This window comes from Clostridium sp. (assembly GCF_032576335.1).
Lineage (GTDB): Bacteria > Bacillota > Clostridia > Oscillospirales > Acutalibacteraceae > Faecalispora.
Genome location: NZ_JAWFXC010000009.1, coordinates 63,704 through 84,570, shown reverse-complemented (window position 1 = coordinate 84,570; position 20,867 = coordinate 63,704). Strand labels below are relative to the sequence as shown.

Below are 20,867 nucleotides of genomic sequence, written 5' to 3'. Positions count from 1 at the left end.
ACCGCATGCTTATTCTACAACAAAGGGAGTTTTTTTGTCCTTTTCAACGCTAAAGCTTTTTTCGCTCCACCGGCACAGCCGGTGGTTGTTTGAACAAAAAAAAAGAGAAGCGGTTTTAAAACCGCTCCTCTTTTTTACGGGCCGCTTAAGATAATCGAAGCAGCTTTTTTACTTGATCCATTTCGGTACGAGTCTGGCTGTTCTCCAAGTAAGCAGCGGAATACAGCATAAAGCCGTTGGAAGCTAGGCCTCTGCTCTTCTGAATCTGGTACGCCATGAGCGAGCTAGGGCTTAGCCATGTGCCGCCATCTACATTTGAGCCCGCTTTATACAATGCCAGGCCGAAATACAGCTTTACGTTCTGGTTCGATACCAGCTTGCGCCATGTAGCCGCCGTAGACTCAAAAGGCATTACTGCATGACTGGAATTTACATAGAGCTGCGGGCAAAGGTAATCCACATACCCGGGCTGATTTCCCCAAGTGGCAACATCTGCCCCCATATTCCGGTTATTTTGAAGATTCGCCTGCGGGGAGATTCCAAACAATACAGTTGGCTTTGTTTGCTTTACGGCTGTATATACCTGCGAAATCAAGGTGTTGATATTCTGTAAGCGCCAATCGAGAACAGGCAGCGAGCTACCACTTTCTTGGTACGATACGCTGTCAATAGAAGTGGCGGTCGTGGGGTAAAAGTAATCATCAAACTGCACGCCGTCTACATCATAATTTTGAACAATCTCTTGCACACCGGACGTAATGAGGTCACGCACCTCGGCAACGCCGGGGTTATAATACCATTCTCCGTTCCAGCTCATTGTCCAATTTTGTTTGGAGGAATCATTCTTCCACTGTACCGCAGGATTATCCGAAGAAAAAGCACTGGGCAATGCCTTGAGTGAAATACGAAGCGGATTTACCCACGCGTGGAATTTCAGACCTGCTCGATGAGTTGCCTGTACCATATACGCCAGCGGATCGTACCCCGGAGCTTGCCCCTGTGTTCCGGTGAGCAGGTGCGACCAAGGGTAGTAAGAAGACGGGTACAAAGAATCCCCAAAAGGACGCACATGAACAATGACGGTATTCATCCCGCTATTTTTCGCTTGAGCAAGCAGCGTATCATATCTTTTTTGGAACGCCGCCTGACTGTGGTCTGCCTGTGAGCTAATATCCAGGCTCATATAAGGAATCCATACGGCGCGCATTTCGGTTTGGGAAGAGGCAGTTCCAATTGCCGTAATGGCCCGGCATGCCTCACCCTGCTGTTTTACGCCCTTTGTGACCGTAACCCGAACCGAAGCGTGAACACCGTACACCTCAGAGGTAATATAGGTCGTTCCTTCCCGCAGTGCAGTAACACGGTAGCGATCTGTTCCGGCAATACGGCTTACCTTTGCCACAGAGTCACGAGAAGAATATACCCGTACATCTGACTGGGTTGTGTTTGCGCCGCTAACCGTAACTCTAACATCGTAAAGATTACCGGGTGCCATCTGGTAGCTTCTGGTATCCATCATTAGCGTGTGGGCTGATGTACTTTGTTGAGCCCCTGCCGGAATCGCTGACACCACCAATAATACGGCAGTCATCAGGACGGCTAGGCATCTTCCCCATACAGGTCGCTTTTTCATTGCATTTCTCCTCTTGCAGTTTGGGCCTGACTCATACGCACAGTCATACCGTCTTTTTCCATGGTTTATTTTACTTTGGATTTATTTCCATTATAAAGACAGTCTAGCCCCTCCACAATAGCAAATATGCAATTACCAATAGTTACCTGAATCCTTCCCTTTAATCGAAACCTCAATTGTACTCCTTTTGCAGCTCATCGGGTTCTATTACTCGTATTCCCTTTTTTATTAGCTCTAAAGCAAATATTCCGCTTCCGGGAATCAATTTTCCGGTAAAGGTACCATCGTAGATTTGGTGTACGCCGCAGGTGGGGCTTCTTGGCTGGAGAATTGCCAAATCAATTGTGTCTTCCTGAATTATTTTAAGAGAGATGCTAACCCCTTCTCTGAAAGCCGTATCCAAGTCATTACCTTGATTATCAAACACTCGTCCATTTACAATCTCACAGCTATTACGGGGTGCTCCTAATCCGGCTAATAATTCAGGACAAATAAGAACCGTCTCTTTGCCTTTTAAAAATTCCACTACCTGTTCATTGTAATTATTACCACCGTTATATTTACAATTTTCACCTACTAAACATGCACTAACCAAAACTCTCATATAAAAATCCCCTTTCTTTTGAACTTAGATTCAAACTGTTTTGTACCAAGCCTGCTACACTTTTTACACAAATAAGAATTTTTCACTTCGTGTAACTTAACTTCATCCGGTATGGAAAGAAGTAGTTCGGCTTTCGCTAAACTACTTCTGAAATAAAAAACATTTTTGGTCAGATATTATCCACTAATCTTAACTTCGCTGCCTTCAACGAGTATTACTTGAGAATTGGTTATTGGTTTTAATGGAATTGTATCGCCATAATTTAAGATAATTCTTTCTACTGCTTTTTTGAACGGAAAACTATTTTGATGCGGTAGAGGATAAAAGTCAACCGCATTTAGAGCATCGAAGCTCGTTAATTCGGGAGCCTCTTTGCAGTCATCCATCTGTTTTACATATTCAATGTTTGGTGCCAGAATCAATGAACCGGCGGATTCCCCAATATATAGCTTTCCGGCTTCAATTTGCTCAATGATAAGCTTATCTGCACCAACCCTGCGCAGTTCCTGGAGCAAGAAGAACGTATTCCCACCTGTAACATAAATAAAATCGTTCTTTTGCAGCTTCTCCATAATTTCAGACGGTTTTGCGGTCGTTACTTCCAGCTCATCCACCGTTAGCCCCATTTTTTCTAATGCCTTTTTACCGGACTTTACAAAAAAATTGACCTTCTCATGTAAAGCGGCAGTCGGGATAAAGGTTACGGTTTTGCCCATAAGATCATTTGACGCAAATTCAGGCAGAAACTCTGCCACGTCCTTAAATGACGAGCATAAAAATAGCTTTTTCATAGATACCCTTTACTCCTTTAATTGTTGAAATATCTGCTAAATACGGAAGGTGCATTTTTGATACGCTTTGGTTTTAATATACAGAAATAGTACAAATAAAAATGATATTGTCTGCGCAATGGAAATACGGATAATTTGCATTTCATCTGCTCCAGAAACGGTTGTAATATGCAATAAATTAATGATTGTGTTATTAAAAAAGTGATCGGCCATCGGCATCCAAAGAGACCCCGTCACTTTAGTCAGTAAACAGAATTTTGCCCCCGTAATACCAGTTGTAAAAATAAGCATAAGCGCATACATAGCGGCCCCTGCTGAACTGGTTTCACCGTCCAGCAAGCTGCGTACCGGAGCTGCAATGTGCCATATTCCAAAGAGGAAAGAGGAAAAAATGGTTGCTTTTAAAAATGAATATCTTGTTTCCATCAGTCTAATAAACAGCCCTCGAAAGATACCTTCTTCCATAACCACATTGATGAGATTGCCAACCAAACAAAATGCGAAAAAGAACAAACTGGTCTGTCTGCCTTGGTTGCCGTCAATTGCATAGCTAGTAACATAGATTTGAAGCGAAGGATTGCTGCCGCTTGACAGCTGCAGAAAAAATTCTATTCCATATGCAATCATAAATACGGCAGCCCCAAGAAGTACTCCATAACCTGCATTTCTGATTGCCGATTTTCTGGTGAATCCCACATCTGCCCATTTGAAAGAAAAATAACGTAGTAGTAACGCCAGTACAACAATACCCGCCAGTTTATGTAGGAACGCTTCGCCAAAAATGCTTTGATCGGTACGAAGAACCATGTATTCAAAGACACGAAACACGAAGCAAGCTAGATAAATAAGCATTATCTGTTTTACCGGGTTTAAGTTTCTTTTTTTCATATAAGATTCTCCATAAAATCTTCCGTAAGTTATTCTATTGCATAATCTTACCATACCCGTCTATGAATTACCACATCACCAATAATAAATATGAACCTAATAGAAAAAGGGCTCGCAGCCAAACGCTACTCGCCCTTTTTGTCCCGCAAAAGCGGGGGCTTTATTCTTCTGTTTCTTCCTCCTGCTGGGCAAGAGCATCGCTCTTCTCCGCATGACCGCTGTAAGTTGGCACCAAACGATGAATGATTTCCATCATCTTCACGTTGTTTATGCCCGCACAGTGGCGCAGGTCATCCAGCTCGCTGAGGAACGTCGCCTCATTAAACGGAATCGGTGTACCGATGTAAATTAGCTCGTGAGAGGTTTTCGCGCAGCCGCCCTCACTGTCGAGTAACAGCTCTTCAAACAGCTTTTCGCCGGGGCGTAGACCGGTATAAACAATTTTAATGTCTTGGTCTGGTTCATAGCCTGAGAGACGTATCAAATTGCGCGCAAGGTCTGCAATTTTTACGGGCTGACCCATATCGAGCACAAAAATCTCGCCACCCCTTGCCATACCGCCCGCTTGAAGAACCAAACGCGCTGCTTCGGGGATTGTCATAAAATAACGGATGATATCCGGGTGGGTAACCGTTAGCGGCCCACCGGAAGCAATTTGCTTTTTAAACAATGGAATGACACTGCCGTTACTGCCCAACACGTTGCCAAAACGAACAGCCACGTAGTCTGTTTTGCTGTTACGGCTGAAGTACTGAATAATCAGCTCGCAAATGCGCTTTGTTGCGCCCATTACGTTTGTGGGATTTACCGCTTTATCGGTAGAAATTAATACCATGCGCTTTACGCCGTATTTATCTGCCGCTTTTGCCACATTTAATGTGCCAAACACATTGTTCTTCACCGCTTCGCCGGGGCTTAGCTCCATTAATGGCACGTGCTTATGCGCCGCCGCATGGAACACAACGTCTGGGCGGCAAACCTCAAACACGTGGTTAAGCCGGCTAGCATCGCGCACGGAGCCAATTAAAACCTCTAAATTCAGGCGCTTAAAGCGCATTAATAACTCATTTTGCAGGTCATATGCATTATTTTCGTAGATATCGAATATAATGATTTTCTTCGGATTAAACAGTGCAATCTGTCGGCACAGCTCAGAGCCAATGGAACCTCCGCCGCCGGTCACAAGAACCGTTTTGTCTTTGAGATAACCGCAGATTTCGTCAACATCCAGTGTGATTTCATCCCGTCCTAAAAGGTCGGTAATCTCCACATCTCGAATGGATTTTGTGTCGACGCCGTTCTCCAACACCTCACTGTATTCCGGTACGGTTTTCAGCTGGCAGCCTGTTTTCGAACAGATATGCAGTATCTCCTGCAAATCCTTTTTCTTAGAAGTAGGTATCGCAAGCAAAATCTGATCTACATTGTAGCGAGTTGCCATACGTACAATGCTTTCACGGCCACCTACTACCTTCACACCATGAATGCGGCTGCCGCGCTTGGCACGGTTATCATCAATTGCCACAACGGGTATACCGCTGGTTTCAGGCGCGCTTTTCATTTCTTTAATGATCATAGAGCCGGTCTCACCTGCTCCTATAATCATAACCCGGTGGAATTCTTCCTTATCCTTGCTTCTTGCCATTTGGTTCTTTTTTCTAGCTCTACGCATCAAACGGAAGCTAAAGCGCGAAAAACCAACAAATAGTAGCAGCAAAATTCCACCCATAACATACACCGTAAATGGGAAGCGTTCTGGATTAAACAAGGTATAGCCCAGTACTAGCAGAAGCACGCTGGCAAAGCCAGTGCCAAAGCAAATCTGAATGAGCTCATCCACACTGGCAAATTGCCACATGGTAGTATAAAACTTTGCAAAAGTAAAAACTGCAACGCAAATGATTGCTGCCCAGGGCATAAAGCGATGGAAAGCATCCACATAATTTGGGGTAATATTATTATCCAGCCGCAGAATAAACGCAATCCAATAGCTGGCGTAGACACACACGATGTCCAACATCATTTGAAACAGCGTGTAAAAAAAACTAACCCTTTTACTCTTCATGTAAACTACTCCCGAATGCCATTGTAAAATATCAACTCATAGAGTATATCACAATCAAACGACAAAAGAAATATGAAATTCGTGAATTCGACGACTTCCGGTATTCGCTTTCGTTCTATTATTCCGAAAGAGAACCATATTATTGCAGAGAGCGCTTTTGTACGTTTACCACTTTGAGTGGTGGACCCTCTAAAAAATAGATAATATCGGAAAGCCGCTCCGCTTCTTCTTGATTGTGAGTAACTAAAATGTGTAGTGCATTTGAAAAAGATTGCTTTAGCAGCGCTGCCATTTCTTGCGAGGCTGCATAATCGAGTGCATGAAACGGTTCATCCAGCAAAAATACATCTCCACCATAGGCAAGGGCACGCGCAAAGGCCACCCGTTGCCGCTGCCCACCGGAAAGCTCTTTTGGGTACTGCCCGACATAGGAAAGCAGCCCCACGGCAGACAGCCACTCGCGTGCTGTTTTTTTACTGCCCTCAGGGAGCACCAGCTCTATGTTCTCTTGTACGGTTGACCAAGGCAGGAGGCGGCTTTCCTGAAATACATACGATATTTTTTTGCCCGAAAGTCCTGTAATGTTTCCACCATCGGGTTTTCGGATTCCCGCAAGGCAATTTAACATCGTGGTTTTGCCGCAGCCGGAGGGGCCAAACAGGCAAACGGTTCCGGTATCCGGAAGTTCCAAAGAAAAATCCTTTAAAACAGTACGTTCAGGGAATGAAAGGCTTAATTGTTCCAGCTTCAACATTTCCCCTCCCCCCAAGGTATGCGGCGAAGACATGCCAAAAGCAGCCGCTCCAGCACCACGCTCATCACGATGACTACTACTGTCCATGCGAACAGGTCGGCAGTATCTAAATAGATTTTTGCACCGTAAATACGGCCGCCAATCGAATCTCTTGTGTTCGCCAGAACCTCCGCTGCAACTCCGGCTTTCCACGCCAAACCGATGCCAGTAGTAAATGCCGCAGCCAAATAAGGCATTACCGTTGGAATATATACGTGCCGCAATGTTTTCCACCGGCTCAGGCGAAATACCTGTGCCATTTCCAGCAGTTCACGATCCGTTGAGGCCACTCCTTGGCACACATTGCTAAAGACAATGGGTAACACAATCAGGCCCGCAATAAATGCCGGTACTTGAGCCGCCTGAATCCAAACAAGCGCCAGTATAATAAAAGAAGCAACCGGCGTCGCTTTTACCGCACTAAGTAATGGGTAAATGAGCTCATATAAGAAGGGAAACCTGCTGCAAAGTGCCCCAAATGCAACCCCCAGAAAGGACGCACACAAAAAGCCGAGCGCAACATTATAAAGCGAAACACCGGCAGAAATCCAAAAATCTGCCTGCTGCGCCAATGCAATGATACGCGACAAAGTTTGGGCAGGAGACACCAACAGAATCTCCTGTCCTACACTTTGGTAAAGAAGCTGCCACACGGCTAGCCAAAACAAGGCGATGCTTAGTGTACGCACCACACGGAGAATAGCCGCCCTGCTCATCCGGCAGTATTCCTGTAATAGAAGTCATCCTTCGGGAAAGCGCCACCAATGGATTTGGGATTGTAGTTGGAAAGAACCTTGAGAAAATCTTCCGCTTTAATCCGCATATCTTCTCCTGCGATGAATACAATGTTGCAGTTGGGAATTGCTTTTTGAGCTACCGCTGCAGGCATAATCCCGTACTTTTCAGATAATGTTCCTGCAGGCTGTGGATTTTGATTGACATAATCAACCGACTTTTGGTATTCCGCTAAAAAGCTGTTAAATGCGCCACGATTTTGTTCTGCGTACTCACTGCGTACAACAAGCGCACCCATAGTAAGAACGCTCGCCCCTTGGTCCGCTTTTTTCACAGCACTGTCCCATTCCGTAGTAAAATTCAAGGCAGACTTTAGCTTCGCATTTTTAGTGGTTACCTGTGTTACAAACGGCTCCGGCAATACCGCTGCTGTAATTTTGCCCGCCAATAGCTGGGAAGCTACCTCGCTATGCTCCGAAAGGTATTGTATCTTTACATCATTTTTCAGGCCATTTGCCGATAAGATATAATCCAATGCGTATTCGGGTACGGCACCTTGGCCGGAAGACACTATCGTTTTGCCTTTTAAATCGGCAATGCTCTTGATGCTCTCGTCGCTGGTGACTAAATACATAATCCCCAGTGTGTTAATCGCGGCAAGCTGTACTTTGCCTTTTGTTTTATTATATAATGCAGCTGCAAGATTGGTAGGTACGGCAGCGGCATCCAGCTCACCGGAGACGAGTTTTGCCACAGCCTCATCTGGGCTGCCAGCAACGGTAAAGCTATATTTATTTGCAGCCGTGTTTTGGCTGTTATTTTCCATAACTTGCAGCATGCCAAGACCAGTAGGCCCTTTGAGCACACCTACACGCATCTGCTGCTGTGATGCAGATGCTGTACTACTGCTATTCTCTGGCTGAGCAGCCGCAGAGGAAGAAGCAGCCGGTTGGCCTGCACAGCCAGCACTCATTGCCAGCAGCAATGCAGATAATACGAAGCCCGTCATTTTGTTTATAAACTTCATGAAATCCCTCTTTTCCATCTTTTGTTCCTTCTTAGCAAATATTATCGTATTGCCGAGCCAAGCTTTCAGGAACTCTCATACTTTCCTCAACTGTTTTCTACCATCTTTTCACGAAAAAACCGGTGCACACGGCACCGGTTTTCCCAAAGCAGGTTTGTCCCACTTAAATATCAGTGGTGGTGATGCTCACAGCCGCAACCGCAGCCATCTTCGTCTTCCTCCACAAGGCCTTCCAAATCGAACTCCAGGTTTTCGCCGCAGCTCGGGCAATCGATATGGCCTTCATTGATGATGTCCTCTGTCAGGCAAAGCGTTTCGTTGCATGCCGGGCAGGTTACCTCGTAATAGCAATCATCGTCATCAGCATCATATTCCTCGTCTTCATCCTCGTCGCCGTAGAATTCCTCCTCCAGCGTACCCAGATCCTCGTCAACAGCATCGAGCTGATCTGCCAACTCTTCGTGATCCGCCTCAATATCCGCCAAGGTCAGCGCAATATCATCCAGCAAATCAATAATTGCATTGAGTACCTTAACCTCTTTCTTGTCCGTATCCAGCTCAAGACCCTCGGTCAGGCCACGGATGTAAGCCACTTTCTCTGTGTTGGTCATAATGATGCCCCCTTTTCATTAATATATCATAAACCATCAAGCAGGCTTACCAAAAACTTATCATTTCTGGTAAGCAGATGATTCCATGCTTTTTCATACGCCCAAAGCGTTTGCTTTCGCCTACATTTAGAAAGAAAAAACAGACGCTAACATAACTCACATAATCAAACAGATTATGTGTTATGCACGCTCCATATATTCACCGGTTCTGGTGTCAATACGAATCATTTCTTCCTGGTCAATGAACAGCGGCACACGAATTACTGCGCCGGTCTCCAGTGTTGCAGGCTTTGTCGCGTTGGTTGCGGTGTCACCCTTAAAGCCGGGGTCTGTTTCGGTAATCTGCAGCTCAACAAAGTTAGGCGGCTCTACCCCAAATACATTGCCCTTATAAGAGAGAACCTTACATTCCATATTTTCTTTTACAAAACGGAAGTTATCACCCAAAACAGACTTGTTAATCGGGATCTGCTCATAGGTTTCATTATCCATGAAATAGTACAGATCGCCATCGCTGTACAAATACTGCATGTCCTTGCGCTCCACAAAGGCAGTGGGATATTTATCATTGGGGTTAAAGGTTCTTTCTGTCACAGCTCCGGAGATTACATTTCTAATCTTGGTACGGACAAACGCCGCGCCTTTTCCAGGCTTGACGTGCTGGAATTCTATAATGGAGACAACGTTGCCATCCATTTCAAAGGTCACGCCATTGCGAAAATCGCCTGCTGATATCATGGGTTCTATTCCTCCAAATTATTATTTACTACCCCATAGTTTATAATATTTTCTCCCGTTTTTCAAGCATTATCTGATAAAGTTTAGAAAACACGGTGAATCTATAGGCTTTTTTCGAATTCTTTTAGAAAAAATTTTTTTCATTCTTTTCTAATTTAGATAGTGCGATTGCATTGCACATGGTATAATACAAAAAGAACCAAAATTTTACTATAATCGATACTTCTTGCACCCTTGCGTGCACTTTATACTCTTCCAATTTTAAATCCAATATTATATACCTTTTCTTTTTATTAAAAAAAGCTGCGTATCACCCATTTCCTGTATATTTTCCTACCTTAAAAATAAATGGAATCAAAGGCACTCTGAGAATTGCTCAGCCTGCATTCCCATACAATATGGGAAAGGAGAACTTTTATGAGATCATCCTATATCAACCCAGGTGATAAAATAAACATCAGCGTTAAAGTTAGTGACGGCCCCAAGCGTTCTTACATGAGCTATATCGACACCATTGTAGATGAGCAAACCCTTTTAATTTATACTCCTATTTTTAAAGGGCAAGTAATTCGGCTTAACACCTTTGAGGATTATGAATTCATTTTTTACGCACAAACCGGGCTGTACCGAACAGATGGCAAGGTTCTGGCAAATTACGTGGAAAATAACGTGGCCATTGTTAAAATAGAAATCGGTAAACTGGAATCCATTCAGCGCCGTGAGTTCTATCGTGTGAATACTACATTTGATTTTACATATACTCGCCCCATGCTTGGAGCGGACGAAAACGGAACACTCCCTTTGCACTTTGCTACCGGTGAAAACATTAGCGGAGGCGGGCTATGTTTTCTTTCGCCTACCCTTCTTTCGGAAGAAGAGCCCATTGACTGTACCCTGCCGCTCAAGGACCATATGATTAACGTAGAAGCGATTGTTCTGCACGCGGGGTCACCGGAAGAATCCAGAGAGCTGTACGGCCAGTACGAATACCGCTCACGATTCTTTTTCCGCGATAAACGTGACCAGGAAGCCTTAATGTTATACGTGTTTGAAAAACAGCGCGATATTCTGCTCCGGCGGAAAATGCAGTTTGAAGCCTCAGATTCTATCGATGAGAACAGCAGCACCAGCACGCCGCCGCGGCGCCGATAAACGTCTTTATATTATAAATTACAAAGCTCTTTGGTTACCAGAGGGCTTTTCTGATTCTTGATTATTAAAATTAACATAGGAACTGAAAACAGCTATGGAAAAAGCCGCTGTACCAATTAGGTACAGCGGCTTTTGTCACCACTGAAGCGCAAAATTACTTTTGTGCAGCTGTGATGATTGCCATTTTATAAACTTCCTCAGCATTGCAGCCTCTGGAAAGATCGTTAATCGGAGCATTGAGACCTTGCAGCAGCGGGCCGTAAGCTTCAAAACCGCCCAAGCGCTGACCGATTTTGTAACCGATGTTACCGGCATCTACATCCGGGAAAATAAAGGTATTGGCATGACCAGCAAGCGTGCTGCCCTTTGCCTTGGTTTTCGCAACCTCAGGAGAGAACGCAGCGTCAAACTGCAATTCGCCATCCACGGGGAAATCCGGGTTTGCTTCCTTAACCTTAGCCGTAGCATTCTGCATTAAGGTAACCGAATCGCCTTTACCAGAACCAAAGGAGCTATAAGAGAGCAATGCTACCTGCGGGTCAATACCGAACAAGCGGGCAGTGCGAGCGGTCTCCATGGTAATTTCAACCAACTCATCCTCGTTCGGGGCAATGTTGATTGCGCAGTCACCCATTGCATATTTCTCTTCTTTTCCGTCTTTCACTCGGTACATAATAAAGCAGCTCGAAACAATTTTGTTGCCGGGCTTTGTCTTAATCAGCTGCAAAGCAGGGCGAACCGTATCTGCTGTTGAGTAGGTAGCGCCACCGAGCAGGCAATCTACATAGCCGATTTTCACAAGCATGGTACCAAAATAGTTGCCTTTAGCAAGAGCAGCTCTGCAGGCATCTGCATCCATTTTGCCTTTACGCAATTCCACCATTTTATCTACCATTTCGTCGAATCTCTCGAAATTAGCGGGATCTACAATCTCAATCCCTTCAATATTAAAACCGCCTTCTTTTGCGGCGGCTTCAATCTCAGCCGGGTCGCCGAGCAGCACCGGCACGAGAATCCCCTGCTGATGAAGACGAACGGCCGCACTCAGAATCCTAGGCTCCGAACCTTCGGTAAACACAAGTCTTCTGTTTTTGCCCTCCAGCTGTGCAATCAGCTCTTCAAACATCTCACTTTTCCTCCGTTACATACATATTACAGCCCACATCCGTAGACTTCTGCGTTCTTTATTATACACCGTGTAAGTTGACAATATCAACACTCTTTTGACTATTTTGAGACGGAAAAGCATATTATGACTGTTTTTTACGTGTTTTTACAAAAAACGCAGGCGTAAATCGGAGGGGAAACTCCGCTTACGCCTGTAAATGATGTTCTATAAAGAAAAAACGTCTCATTTTTCGATGGAAATTGTTTGCCAATCATGTTTTATTCGATGATAAGCAACGATTTATCGGAGGCGGTTAAGTCCTCGCACCCGTCCTCGGTAATAGCAATCATGTCTTCAATTCTTACACCGAATTTACCGGGCAGGTAAATTCCCGGCTCTACGGTCACTACCATACCGGGCTGTAAAACCTCTTGGCAGCTGGGTGCAAAATTCGGCCATTCATGTATTTCAACCCCGACTCCATGGCCAGTGCTGTGGCCAAAGGTACCGGGGTAATCCTTATCGATTATCTCACGGGCAGCACAGTCTACTTCACTGCAAACCACCCCTGGTGCTGCCTTCTCTATCGCGGCGAGCTGAGCCGCGAGCACCGTATGGTACACACGCTTTTGCTCCTCTGATAAATGCCCGATTCCAACGGTACGAGTCATATCGGAATGGTAGCCGTCGAGCAGAGCTCCAATATCCATAGTCACCAAATCGCCGGATTCAATTTTCTTTTCAGATGGTACCCCGTGGCACATAGAGCCGTTTGCACCGGAGACCACAATTAGCTCAAATGCAACACCCTCGGCACCACTGCGGCGCATAAAGAATTCAATCTCTAGCGCAACCTCACGCTCGGTTAAACCCGGGCGCAGCATTGGCAGCACGTGCGAAAAGGCCGCATCGGTAATCGCTTGAGAATCACGCAGCTTTTGAAGCTCCTGCGGCGTTTTAATGGCTCGCAGACCACGCAAAAGGCGGTCTAGCGTGCTATCTTCCACCGTTTGCACGCCCATTGTACCAAACATGTCGCGGTAATTCTTTGCGTCTGCAAGGCTAAGACCAGCATATTCCACCAAAACATTCTTGATACCGTGGGCCTGTACAATCTCACGCAGGTTTTCAGAAAGACGGCTCATTAAAACAACTTCGCAAGATTTCACATGACGCTCGGCCGCCTCAAAGTAACGAAAATCCGTAATAAAGTAGGATTTTTGTTGTGTAATGAGTACCCAGCCGGCCGAAGACGGAAAGCCAGTTAAGTATAGGCGGTTCTGTGGCGACGTTACCAGCGCAGCGTCTGCCTCCTGCTCGAGCATATGATCCCGCAGCACCTGCTGCAGTTGTTCCACGGCGGTTATCATGAAATAAGACTCCCTTCGTTACATCAGGCCCTTTAGAGCCTCCAGCGCTAAAAAGTAGCTATTCTTACCAAACCCGCAGACTACGCCTGCGCAAACCTCAGACAAAACGGAGTGGGCACGAAACGGCTCTCTGGCAAATACGTTCGACATATGAGTTTCAATAAACGGGATTCGTAAACAGGCAACCGCATCACGCAGAGAATAGCTGTAATGGGTTAGTGCGCCGGCATTGAGTACCACACCATCAAACACGCCTTTGGCCTCATGAATCTTATCGATGAGAGCACCCTCCCAGTTCGATTGAAAAATCTCACACTCAAAGCCCAGCTTCTCCGCATATTCGCAAATTTGCGCTTCAATGTTTTCGGCGGTTTCGTCACCATACACACCTTTTTCACGGACTCCTACCATATTCAGGTTGGGTCCCAATAACACCAGTACCCGTTTTTTACTCACTTTTTTCACTCCTGCCCATTTTTATCTTTCGCTTGGCGCCGTTCCATCTTACGGCGAATCGGTTCTTCCAAACGCCTGCGCACCCGAAAAGACATACTTGTCTCTGGGTCACTAGGGCGGAGCAAAATCGATTTTACACCAGCAAGATTTGCACCCATTACATCGGTAAACACTTGGTCGCCCACTGCCACCGCCTGGGAACGTGGAACGCTCAGAAAGCGTACTGCCCGCCAATAGGCAAACGGCAGGGGTTTTAAGGCAACACATAAAAAGGGTAACCCATATTTTTCAGCAAAGGGCGCTACACGCTCTTTGAAATTATTCGAAACAATTACGACGAGCAGCCCTGCCTCTTGCATGGCACGAGCCCACTCTACAGTGCCTTTTAGAGGAACCGGCGAGCCATGAGTGGCCAGAGTATTATCCACATCCAATATAATGGCGCTCGCACCCATCTCTCTAATCATTTGCGGCGTAATGTCGGTAACTCTGTCCACCGCAGCTGTAGGCAAGAACAACGACATACCCTCTCTCCTCTTTCTCAAATAACTCTACCCAAAAACTTCTTTATATGGTTAAAAAAGCGGGCTGAATCAGCCCGCTTTTCATCCACTTTGAACTTACTTAAACTTGCGTTTACGTGCGGCTTCAGACTTCTTCTTCCGCTTTACCGAAGGCTTCTCGTAAGCTTCTCTCTTACGAACCTCGGCAATCACTCCGGCTCGGGCACACTGCTTCTTAAAGCGTCTCAGCGCGCTGTCCAAAGATTCATTGTCTTTGATTCTGATTTCAGCCATTTATTTTCCCTCCCCTCCGCCACCAGGCAGGGGTATTAGTTATCCCGTATAACATAAAAATAATTATACCGGGTGATAAGAAAGATGTCAAGTGCTAAGAAAGAATCTTTATATAGGAAAAAATGCAAAGCACATATTGACAGAACATCTATAAAATGATACTATAATATCCGCACTTCTGTTTTTTATAGAATGATATAGGGGTATAGCTCAGTTGGTAGAGCAGTGGTCTCCAAAACCACGTGCCGAGGGTTCAAGTCCTTCTGCCCCTGCCAAAATAAAAGCCTTGAAGCCATTGGGTTTCAAGGCTTTTATTTTTGTGTTCGCAATGCTTTAATACGCTGAATGGGGTTTCATTGGAGCTTATTCTTGAAGTAATATAGGAACTGGATTTCTGATTCTTGAGTTGTATGATGCGCTGGTATATAATGGTTGTAAAATATTAGTTTTAAATGGATGCATTATGATAAAAAGAAAGTAAATGTATGCAAATACATGGGAGTGAGTTTATGCCCGAGAAGCAAGTGGTTGCGTTACCATATGAGGATTACGCTCAAAGTGCAAATACGTTGTTCCACTTTATGAGTAAGAGTGAATATCTTAAATCCATATTGATAAATAGAGCTATTGTGCCAAGATATTGCTTGGAAAATATTGAATATCTTAATATACATATGAATGATAAAAAATTTAAAGAGGTAGCTATACTTCAAAAGTGTTTTTGTGATATTCCATTTCATAAACTCACGGATTCCTTTGAATTAAACGGAGTTGGCAAAGAGTATAACGACTTGAGTGAAGAAGAAAAGATAATTCTTTCTAAAAACAATACTCATCCAGATTTTTATGGAAAATTTGCTGTTGCTTTTTCAAAGGATTGGGGTGAGCATAATAACTTACAACCTGTTCATTATCTAAATAAAAATTCTCTACATACAATGGAGTTCACTAAACTGTTTAATAGTGTTTTAAGTACTGATAGCATTCCAGACGAATATGCTAATGATATTATTAATCGATTATCGTTTGTGAAACCACTTCGTGGTATTATGAAAAGGGAAGTGAAATGCCATAAGTCGCATGTTGTAAACATTGAATTTTATAAAAATTTTCACGATGAAATGGAATGGCGTTATGTTCCAAATACAAATGTATTAACTGCGTCTAAAAAAAATCAAATCATAGTAAACCCTAATATACTCAATAAGCTTGATTTTATAAATAGTATTAATGATAGCCTAGCAACAAATGAATATAAACCACTATGGCTTAGATATAACTATGATGACATTCGATATATTATTGTTCCTGATTCACACGCAAGAATTGATATAATTAATTCAATAATTTCTATACCAGATGAACGGTTTAATACCAAATCAGATATTTTAATGCAAAAATATATCTTAATTAGCAAAATCCTTGTGTTTGAAGAAATAAGAAAGGATTGGTAAAATGCCGAATAAATTAAAAGATATTTTTTCTAGTAATATGTTAGATATAGGAGGTAAAATAGAATTTCATGATAATAAATCTTATAAAATATTTTTAGATGCATTACAATTAGTACAAGACGAGGGAAAGGCGGTAAATATTGAAGGAATATCTTCAGTTTCAACTGCAGTTAAAGATGGTGAAATTGAATATCCTATATCACAAAATATAATTCCAACTAAATTTATAATAGGACCATCTATTGAAGACTTAACTATTACACTAGAAACGGAATATGGTAAAAAAACAATTAATTTCAAACTCTATCAAACAACACATGAGATTGTTCTTGAAACAGACAAAAATGAAATTGTATATTTTAAATTTAATTATAATAAAATCACATCAAACTTTACATTTACTTATATAGCTCAACCCCGGCATGCTAATAAAATCAATACTATTGTTGAAAAATTCAGTACTGCAAAAAAGTTATTAAATATATTATTTTTAGTTAAAGAGAATAAATATTTGAGCAATGAAAATGCATTTTTTAAAACTAAAGATGAAGATACAATCATACAAACAGCCATGGAATCCATAATGAGATCAGAGTTATTTTTTAAAAGATTATACTCAGTTGAGCAAGAGCTCGATTTATTAATTAGTCCTTCACAATTAAATGATTCAGAAAACGATCGTAAAGAACTAGAGGAACTTTATTTACTACTCGTAGAAAAAAAAGTTATACGTCTAAATGCAAAACTTGATGCAAGTCAAACAACAGAAATTAGAATGGTAACAGAAGCAATTAAACTAGAAGTAGGAAGCAAAATAGATATAACATATATCGGGGAATCCGAATATTCAATTTATGGTCAGAATATTTGTGTTCATTCCGTAAATTTAATATCTAATGCAATTACTAAAGAGATTAAGAAAAGTGAAAATGGTATAACAGAACTTTTATATGGTGATACTGATAATCGACCTATGTATTTATCCTATACTGCATATAAAACCAAAGATGAAGCAAAAAAAGAGATGGAAGTCATTATGGAGCATAAAGAGAAATATACAGACGCATTAACATTAAATGAGCAGATTAAAATGCTTAGAGCGAATATTGATAGTCAATAAATAAATTTCTCCAATAGGTAAGAAAACAGGCGCAGATTTAAAAATCTGCGCCTGTTATTCGTCTAAAATAAAAAGTATTAACCGCCCAAGTATGCCTTACGAACCTCTTCGTTATCCGCAAGTTCTTCCGTATTGCCAGACATAACGACCTTGCCGGTTTCCAGCACGTAGGCACGGTCTGCAATTTCAAGCGCTTTTTTCGCGTTCTGTTCAACTAAAAGAACGGTAACGCCTGAATCGTTAACGTCCGAAATGATTTTGAAAATTTCTCCCGCCAACAGCGGAGACAGACCCATGGAGGGTTCATCCAGCAACAGCATTTTGGGGCGACCCATTAATGCACGACCAATGGCGAGCATTTGCTGTTCACCGCCTGAAAGAGTACCCGCAGCCTGCTTACGGCGTTCCTTGAGGCGCGGCAGGCGGTCAAACACCATGTCGTAGTCCTCAGAGATACCAGAAGCGTCATTGCGGATGTATGCGCCCATTTGGAGGTTTTCCATTACTGTCATGCGAGAAAAGACACGGCGGCCTTCTGGCACGTGTGCCATGCCAAGCCCCAAAATTTTATGTGGCTCGGTACCAAGCAAATCACTGTCACAAAAACTAACGCTGCCACTTTTGGTTTTCACTAATCCAGAAATAGCATGCAGAGTCGTCGTTTTACCCGCACCGTTTGCACCGATGAGAGTAACGATTTCACCTTGATTTACTTCAAAAGAGATTCCTTTAATGGCACGAATCGAGCCGTAGTTTACAACGAGATCCTGAACTGAAAGCATTGCGCCCATGTTATTCCCCTCCCAGATACGCCGCGATTACCTTGGGGTTTGTGCGAATGTCTTCCGCATTCCCCTCTGCGATAATTCTGCCGTAATCCAGCACAACTAAGTGCTGGCAAATTCCCATGACAAAGCTCATGTCGTGCTCAATCAATAGGATGGAAATAGAGAAACGGTCGCGAATCAGCTGAATGGATTCCATCAGCTCGCGTGTTTCAGTTGGGTTCATGCCAGCCGCCGGTTCATCGAGCAACAAAACCTTCGGGGAAGCTGCCAAAGCACGGGCAATTTCAAGCTTTCTCTGCTGACCATAAGGCAGGTTTCTCGCTTTGGATTCAGCCAAATCCTGCAAATTAAAAACAGAGAGCAAATCCATAGCACGCTCGGTCGTAGCCTTTTCTTCCTTCCAATAGGAGGGTAAGCGCAAAATACCGGCAAGCGCCGAATACTTCATTTGGTAGTTCATTGCAATACGAACATTGTCCAGAACCGATATGTCTTTAAATAAGCGAATGTTCTGGAACGTACGGGCAATACCGCCACGCGTAACATCATAGGTTTTTTTACCGATGATGCTTTTGCCCTCCAGCTCAATCGTGCCCTCAGTGGGCTGGTATACCTGTGTCAGCAGGTTAAATACGGTGGTCTTACCGGCGCCGTTCGGGCCGATTAACCCCATAATCTGATTTTCTTCCAGCTTAAAATTAACATCTTCCAAGGCGCGAAGGCCACCAAATGCAATTCCTAAATGTTTTGTTTCTAAAAGCGGCATCCGTTACGCCCCCTTTTCTCCGCCAGATGCGGAATTCTTCTTCGTTGATTTATCTCCCTTAGAGCCGCTGAGCTTATCAAACAAGCGGGTTAAAGAGAACTCATACTGCCCCAACAGACCAGAGGGACGGAATAGCATCACACAAATTAGCACAATGGAATATGCCAGCATACGGTAGCTTGCAAAATCACGCAATGCCTCTGGCAAAATGGTAAGCACAACAGCGGCAATCACAGAACCAGTGATCGAGCCCATTCCACCCAAAACAACCATGACTAAGATTTCAACGGAGTAGTTAAAATCAAATTTGGTTGGGTTCAAAATACCAATGTGGTGTGCATATAATCCACCAGCGATACCGGCAAAGAAAGCAGACATAATAAATGCAAGCAACTTATAGTAAGTGGTGTTTACACCGGAAGCCTCTGCGGCAATTTCATCCTCACGAATGGAGATAACCGCACGACCATGCCGAGTGTGAATAAACGCGTAAATGATTGCAACCGTTAGCACCGCCAACAGGAACACCCAAGTAAAGTTTGTATCTCTGGGAATACCACGCAGGCCTCTTGCCCCGCCGGTAAACCCGAGATTAATAATAATAACGCGGATGATTTCGCCAAATCCCAGCGTAATAATCGCAAGATAGTCACCCTTTAAACGTAGGGCCGGAATACCAATAATCAGGCCGAACAGCGCAGCGGTCAAGCCGCCTACAATGAGGGCAAGTGGAAAATCAATAGTATCCGGCATACCGGCGCGCAGGGTGAAAAGCGCAGCGGCGTAAGCACCTACCGACATAAAACCGGCATGACCCAAAATGAGCTGCCCCAAAAAGCCGGTAGAAAGATTCAGACTTGTTGCCAATATAATATTGATGCAAACCATAATCAAAATGCCAGAGTAATACGTATTGAGCACACCAGCGCCCGTAAGTACAGTAACCAAGGCGTAAATAGCCACGATTATCGCAAGGATAACGCCGTAAACGGCGACTTTTTTTCGATTCATGCTTCTTTGCGCCCCCTTAAACCTTTTCGCTAACGTTCCTGCCGAGCAGGCCCGCAGGGCGAACCAGCAGAACAAGAATTAGGATGCCAAAGACTACCGCGTCAGTAAAGCTACTGGAGATATAGCCCTTTGTAAGGCTCTCCGCAACACCCAACACATAGCCACCCAGCATAGCGCCGGGAATGCTGCCGATGCCGCCCAAAACAGCCGCAACGAAAGCCTTTAGACCTAAAAGGCCACCCATATAGGGGGTAATCATTGGGTAAGTGTTGCAATACAGCACAGCGCCCACAGCCGCAAGGCCGGAGCCAAGACCAAATGTAAATGCAATGGAGTGGTTGGTGTTAATACCCATCAATCTGGCAGCGTCAGCATCTTCCGACGTTGCGCGCATTGCCTTGCCGATTTTTGTTTTATTAACCAAAAAGCTCAGGCCGACCATCATTAAGACAGAAGTAAGAATATTGATAATGCTGGCAGATGGTACTTGCAGCGCACCTGCTTCGAGCGTACCAAAATCAAACATTGTGGGAACCGTTTTTCCACTGGAGGTAAACAGCAGCTGCGACAGATTCTGAAGAAAAATGCTGACACCAATTGCTGTAATCAATAGTGAAATGCGAGGCGCTTTCATATTAATCAGGCGGCGGTACGCAACGCGTTCAATGAACATACCGGCAACCACACAGAATAAAATAGAGCCTAGAACCGCAGCCCAAAGAGGAACGCCTGCGACTGTTAGCATTAAAAACATCGCATATGCGCCCACCATAATAATATCGCCGTGTGCAAAGTTAATGAGCTGAACAATTCCGTACACCATGCTGTAACCTAACGCCACAAGAGCATAGATACTGCCTAGCCCCAAGCCGTTAATCACCTGTGAAATAAACCCCATGTCCGCACCTTCCTTGATTCAATACGGCAAAAAGAGGGTGATGCAATCGCCCTCTTTTTACC

22 protein-coding genes and 1 tRNA gene are annotated in these 20,867 nt (G+C 44.0%); 4 read left to right on the top strand and 19 right to left on the bottom strand.

Going from position 1 to position 20,867, the window contains the following annotated elements; translation table 11 throughout:
- Window positions 1-145 precede the first annotated feature (145 nt).
- The 10 genes from E7L17_RS11535 to efp all read right to left on the bottom strand — a co-directional run bounded on the left by E7L17_RS11535 (window position 146) and on the right by efp (window position 9,885).
- Complete coding sequence (locus E7L17_RS11535; RefSeq protein ID WP_316323362.1) at window positions 146-1,633, bottom strand: glycoside hydrolase family 10 protein; 1,488 nt, start codon at window positions 1,631-1,633, stop codon at window positions 146-148.
- 172 nt (window positions 1,634-1,805) lie between these two features.
- On the bottom strand, window positions 1,806-2,237 hold the full coding sequence (locus E7L17_RS11530; protein ID WP_316323361.1) for a DUF523 domain-containing protein: 432 nt from the start codon (window positions 2,235-2,237) through the stop codon (window positions 1,806-1,808).
- Between the two features lie 176 nt (window positions 2,238-2,413).
- The gene (locus tag E7L17_RS11525; RefSeq protein ID WP_316323360.1) at window positions 2,414-3,028 is read right to left on the bottom strand and encodes a Type 1 glutamine amidotransferase-like domain-containing protein; all 615 of its coding nucleotides are present in this window, start codon (window positions 3,026-3,028) and stop codon (window positions 2,414-2,416) included.
- Window positions 3,029-3,064: 36 nt separating this feature from the next.
- Window positions 3,065-3,916, bottom strand: coding sequence for a CPBP family intramembrane glutamic endopeptidase (locus tag E7L17_RS11520; RefSeq protein ID WP_316323359.1), 852 nt, complete (start codon window positions 3,914-3,916; stop codon window positions 3,065-3,067).
- A 160-nt stretch (window positions 3,917-4,076) separates the two neighbouring features.
- A complete protein-coding gene (locus E7L17_RS11515) occupies window positions 4,077-5,981 on the bottom strand; it encodes a nucleoside-diphosphate sugar epimerase/dehydratase (RefSeq protein WP_316323358.1) in 1,905 nt (634 codons plus the stop codon).
- A 139-nt stretch (window positions 5,982-6,120) separates the two neighbouring features.
- Window positions 6,121-6,735: an ABC transporter ATP-binding protein gene (locus E7L17_RS11510; protein ID WP_316323357.1), complete on the bottom strand. Its 615-nt coding sequence runs from the start codon at window positions 6,733-6,735 to the stop codon at window positions 6,121-6,123.
- Entirely contained in the window at window positions 6,729-7,490 is a 762-nt protein-coding gene (locus E7L17_RS11505) for an ABC transporter permease (RefSeq protein WP_316323356.1), read from the bottom strand. Before E7L17_RS11505 ends, E7L17_RS11510 begins: the two co-directional genes overlap by 7 nt.
- Complete coding sequence (locus E7L17_RS11500) at window positions 7,487-8,536, bottom strand: ABC transporter substrate-binding protein (RefSeq protein ID WP_316323355.1); 1,050 nt, start codon at window positions 8,534-8,536, stop codon at window positions 7,487-7,489. The genes E7L17_RS11505 and E7L17_RS11500 overlap by 4 nt, the downstream gene beginning before the upstream one ends.
- A gap of 170 nt (window positions 8,537-8,706) precedes the next feature.
- Window positions 8,707-9,147, bottom strand: a complete 441-nt coding sequence (locus tag E7L17_RS11495; protein ID WP_085834200.1) for a CD1247 N-terminal domain-containing protein — start codon at window positions 9,145-9,147, stop codon at window positions 8,707-8,709.
- 180 nt (window positions 9,148-9,327) lie between these two features.
- Complete coding sequence (gene efp / locus E7L17_RS11490; protein ID WP_316323354.1) at window positions 9,328-9,885, bottom strand: elongation factor P; 558 nt, start codon at window positions 9,883-9,885, stop codon at window positions 9,328-9,330.
- Between the two features lie 417 nt (window positions 9,886-10,302).
- On the opposite strand from efp, the gene E7L17_RS11485 reads away from it, so the two are divergent.
- Complete coding sequence (locus E7L17_RS11485) at window positions 10,303-11,037, top strand: flagellar brake protein (RefSeq protein WP_316323353.1); 735 nt, start codon at window positions 10,303-10,305, stop codon at window positions 11,035-11,037.
- 154 nt (window positions 11,038-11,191) lie between these two features.
- Here the strand turns inward: E7L17_RS11485 and pta are convergent, their stop codons facing one another.
- The 5 genes from pta to rpsU all read right to left on the bottom strand — a co-directional run bounded on the left by pta (window position 11,192) and on the right by rpsU (window position 14,768).
- Entirely contained in the window at window positions 11,192-12,163 is a 972-nt protein-coding gene (gene pta, locus E7L17_RS11480) for a phosphate acetyltransferase (protein ID WP_085834203.1), read from the bottom strand.
- 260 nt (window positions 12,164-12,423) lie between these two features.
- Complete coding sequence (locus E7L17_RS11475) at window positions 12,424-13,515, bottom strand: aminopeptidase P family protein (RefSeq protein WP_316323352.1); 1,092 nt, start codon at window positions 13,513-13,515, stop codon at window positions 12,424-12,426.
- A gap of 18 nt (window positions 13,516-13,533) precedes the next feature.
- Window positions 13,534-13,971, bottom strand: a complete 438-nt coding sequence (aroQ, locus tag E7L17_RS11470; protein ID WP_316323351.1) for a type II 3-dehydroquinate dehydratase — start codon at window positions 13,969-13,971, stop codon at window positions 13,534-13,536.
- A gap of 5 nt (window positions 13,972-13,976) precedes the next feature.
- Window positions 13,977-14,495, bottom strand: a complete 519-nt coding sequence (locus E7L17_RS11465) for a YqeG family HAD IIIA-type phosphatase (RefSeq protein WP_316323350.1) — start codon at window positions 14,493-14,495, stop codon at window positions 13,977-13,979.
- A gap of 96 nt (window positions 14,496-14,591) precedes the next feature.
- A complete protein-coding gene (gene rpsU, locus E7L17_RS11460; protein ID WP_009060718.1) occupies window positions 14,592-14,768 on the bottom strand; it encodes a 30S ribosomal protein S21 in 177 nt (58 codons plus the stop codon).
- Window positions 14,769-14,967: 199 nt separating this feature from the next.
- On the opposite strand from rpsU, the gene E7L17_RS11455 reads away from it, so the two are divergent.
- The 3 genes from E7L17_RS11455 to E7L17_RS11445 all read left to right on the top strand — a co-directional run bounded on the left by E7L17_RS11455 (window position 14,968) and on the right by E7L17_RS11445 (window position 17,342).
- Window positions 14,968-15,043, top strand: a tRNA-Trp gene (locus E7L17_RS11455).
- A 234-nt stretch (window positions 15,044-15,277) separates the two neighbouring features.
- Window positions 15,278-16,222 (top strand): abortive infection system antitoxin AbiGi family protein, encoded by a 945-nt coding sequence (locus E7L17_RS11450; RefSeq protein WP_316323349.1) that lies wholly within the window; start codon window positions 15,278-15,280, stop codon window positions 16,220-16,222.
- A gap of 1 nt (window position 16,223) precedes the next feature.
- Window positions 16,224-17,342 (top strand): hypothetical protein, encoded by a 1,119-nt coding sequence (locus E7L17_RS11445; protein WP_316323348.1) that lies wholly within the window; start codon window positions 16,224-16,226, stop codon window positions 17,340-17,342.
- Between the two features lie 77 nt (window positions 17,343-17,419).
- Here the strand turns inward: E7L17_RS11445 and E7L17_RS11440 are convergent, their stop codons facing one another.
- The 4 genes from E7L17_RS11440 to E7L17_RS11425 are packed head-to-tail and all read right to left on the bottom strand — an operon-like array spanning window position 17,420 to window position 20,805.
- A complete protein-coding gene (locus tag E7L17_RS11440; RefSeq protein WP_316323347.1) occupies window positions 17,420-18,133 on the bottom strand; it encodes an ABC transporter ATP-binding protein in 714 nt (237 codons plus the stop codon).
- A gap of 1 nt (window position 18,134) precedes the next feature.
- Entirely contained in the window at window positions 18,135-18,896 is a 762-nt protein-coding gene (locus E7L17_RS11435; protein ID WP_316323346.1) for an ABC transporter ATP-binding protein, read from the bottom strand.
- 3 nt (window positions 18,897-18,899) lie between these two features.
- Entirely contained in the window at window positions 18,900-19,907 is a 1,008-nt protein-coding gene (locus tag E7L17_RS11430; RefSeq protein ID WP_316323345.1) for a branched-chain amino acid ABC transporter permease, read from the bottom strand.
- Between the two features lie 16 nt (window positions 19,908-19,923).
- Window positions 19,924-20,805, bottom strand: a complete 882-nt coding sequence (locus tag E7L17_RS11425; protein WP_316323344.1) for a branched-chain amino acid ABC transporter permease — start codon at window positions 20,803-20,805, stop codon at window positions 19,924-19,926.
- Window positions 20,806-20,867: the final 62 nt, after the last annotated feature.

Coding starts and splice junctions, on each gene's coding strand:
- E7L17_RS11535 (WP_316323362.1), bottom strand. CDS start 1,633: ATGAAAAAGCGACCTGTATGGGGAAGATGCCTAGCCGTCCTGATGACT.
- E7L17_RS11530 (WP_316323361.1), bottom strand. CDS start 2,237: ATGAGAGTTTTGGTTAGTGCATGTTTAGTAGGTGAAAATTGTAAATAT.
- E7L17_RS11525 (WP_316323360.1), bottom strand. CDS start 3,028: ATGAAAAAGCTATTTTTATGCTCGTCATTTAAGGACGTGGCAGAGTTT.
- E7L17_RS11520 (WP_316323359.1), bottom strand. CDS start 3,916: ATGAAAAAAAGAAACTTAAACCCGGTAAAACAGATAATGCTTATTTAT.
- E7L17_RS11515 (WP_316323358.1), bottom strand. CDS start 5,981: ATGAAGAGTAAAAGGGTTAGTTTTTTTTACACGCTGTTTCAAATGATG.
- E7L17_RS11510 (WP_316323357.1), bottom strand. CDS start 6,735: ATGTTGAAGCTGGAACAATTAAGCCTTTCATTCCCTGAACGTACTGTT.
- E7L17_RS11505 (WP_316323356.1), bottom strand. CDS start 7,490: ATGAGCAGGGCGGCTATTCTCCGTGTGGTGCGTACACTAAGCATCGCC.
- E7L17_RS11500 (WP_316323355.1), bottom strand. CDS start 8,536: ATGAAGTTTATAAACAAAATGACGGGCTTCGTATTATCTGCATTGCTG.
- E7L17_RS11495 (WP_085834200.1), bottom strand. CDS start 9,147: ATGACCAACACAGAGAAAGTGGCTTACATCCGTGGCCTGACCGAGGGT.
- efp (WP_316323354.1), bottom strand. CDS start 9,885: ATGATATCAGCAGGCGATTTTCGCAATGGCGTGACCTTTGAAATGGAT.
- E7L17_RS11485 (WP_316323353.1), top strand. CDS start 10,303: ATGAGATCATCCTATATCAACCCAGGTGATAAAATAAACATCAGCGTT.
- pta (WP_085834203.1), bottom strand. CDS start 12,163: ATGTTTGAAGAGCTGATTGCACAGCTGGAGGGCAAAAACAGAAGACTT.
- E7L17_RS11475 (WP_316323352.1), bottom strand. CDS start 13,515: ATGATAACCGCCGTGGAACAACTGCAGCAGGTGCTGCGGGATCATATG.
- E7L17_RS11465 (WP_316323350.1), bottom strand. CDS start 14,495: ATGTCGTTGTTCTTGCCTACAGCTGCGGTGGACAGAGTTACCGACATT.
- rpsU (WP_009060718.1), bottom strand. CDS start 14,768: ATGGCTGAAATCAGAATCAAAGACAATGAATCTTTGGACAGCGCGCTG.
- E7L17_RS11450 (WP_316323349.1), top strand. CDS start 15,278: ATGCCCGAGAAGCAAGTGGTTGCGTTACCATATGAGGATTACGCTCAA.
- E7L17_RS11445 (WP_316323348.1), top strand. CDS start 16,224: ATGCCGAATAAATTAAAAGATATTTTTTCTAGTAATATGTTAGATATA.
- E7L17_RS11440 (WP_316323347.1), bottom strand. CDS start 18,133: ATGGGCGCAATGCTTTCAGTTCAGGATCTCGTTGTAAACTACGGCTCG.
- E7L17_RS11435 (WP_316323346.1), bottom strand. CDS start 18,896: ATGCCGCTTTTAGAAACAAAACATTTAGGAATTGCATTTGGTGGCCTT.
- E7L17_RS11430 (WP_316323345.1), bottom strand. CDS start 19,907: ATGAATCGAAAAAAAGTCGCCGTTTACGGCGTTATCCTTGCGATAATC.
- E7L17_RS11425 (WP_316323344.1), bottom strand. CDS start 20,805: ATGGGGTTTATTTCACAGGTGATTAACGGCTTGGGGCTAGGCAGTATC.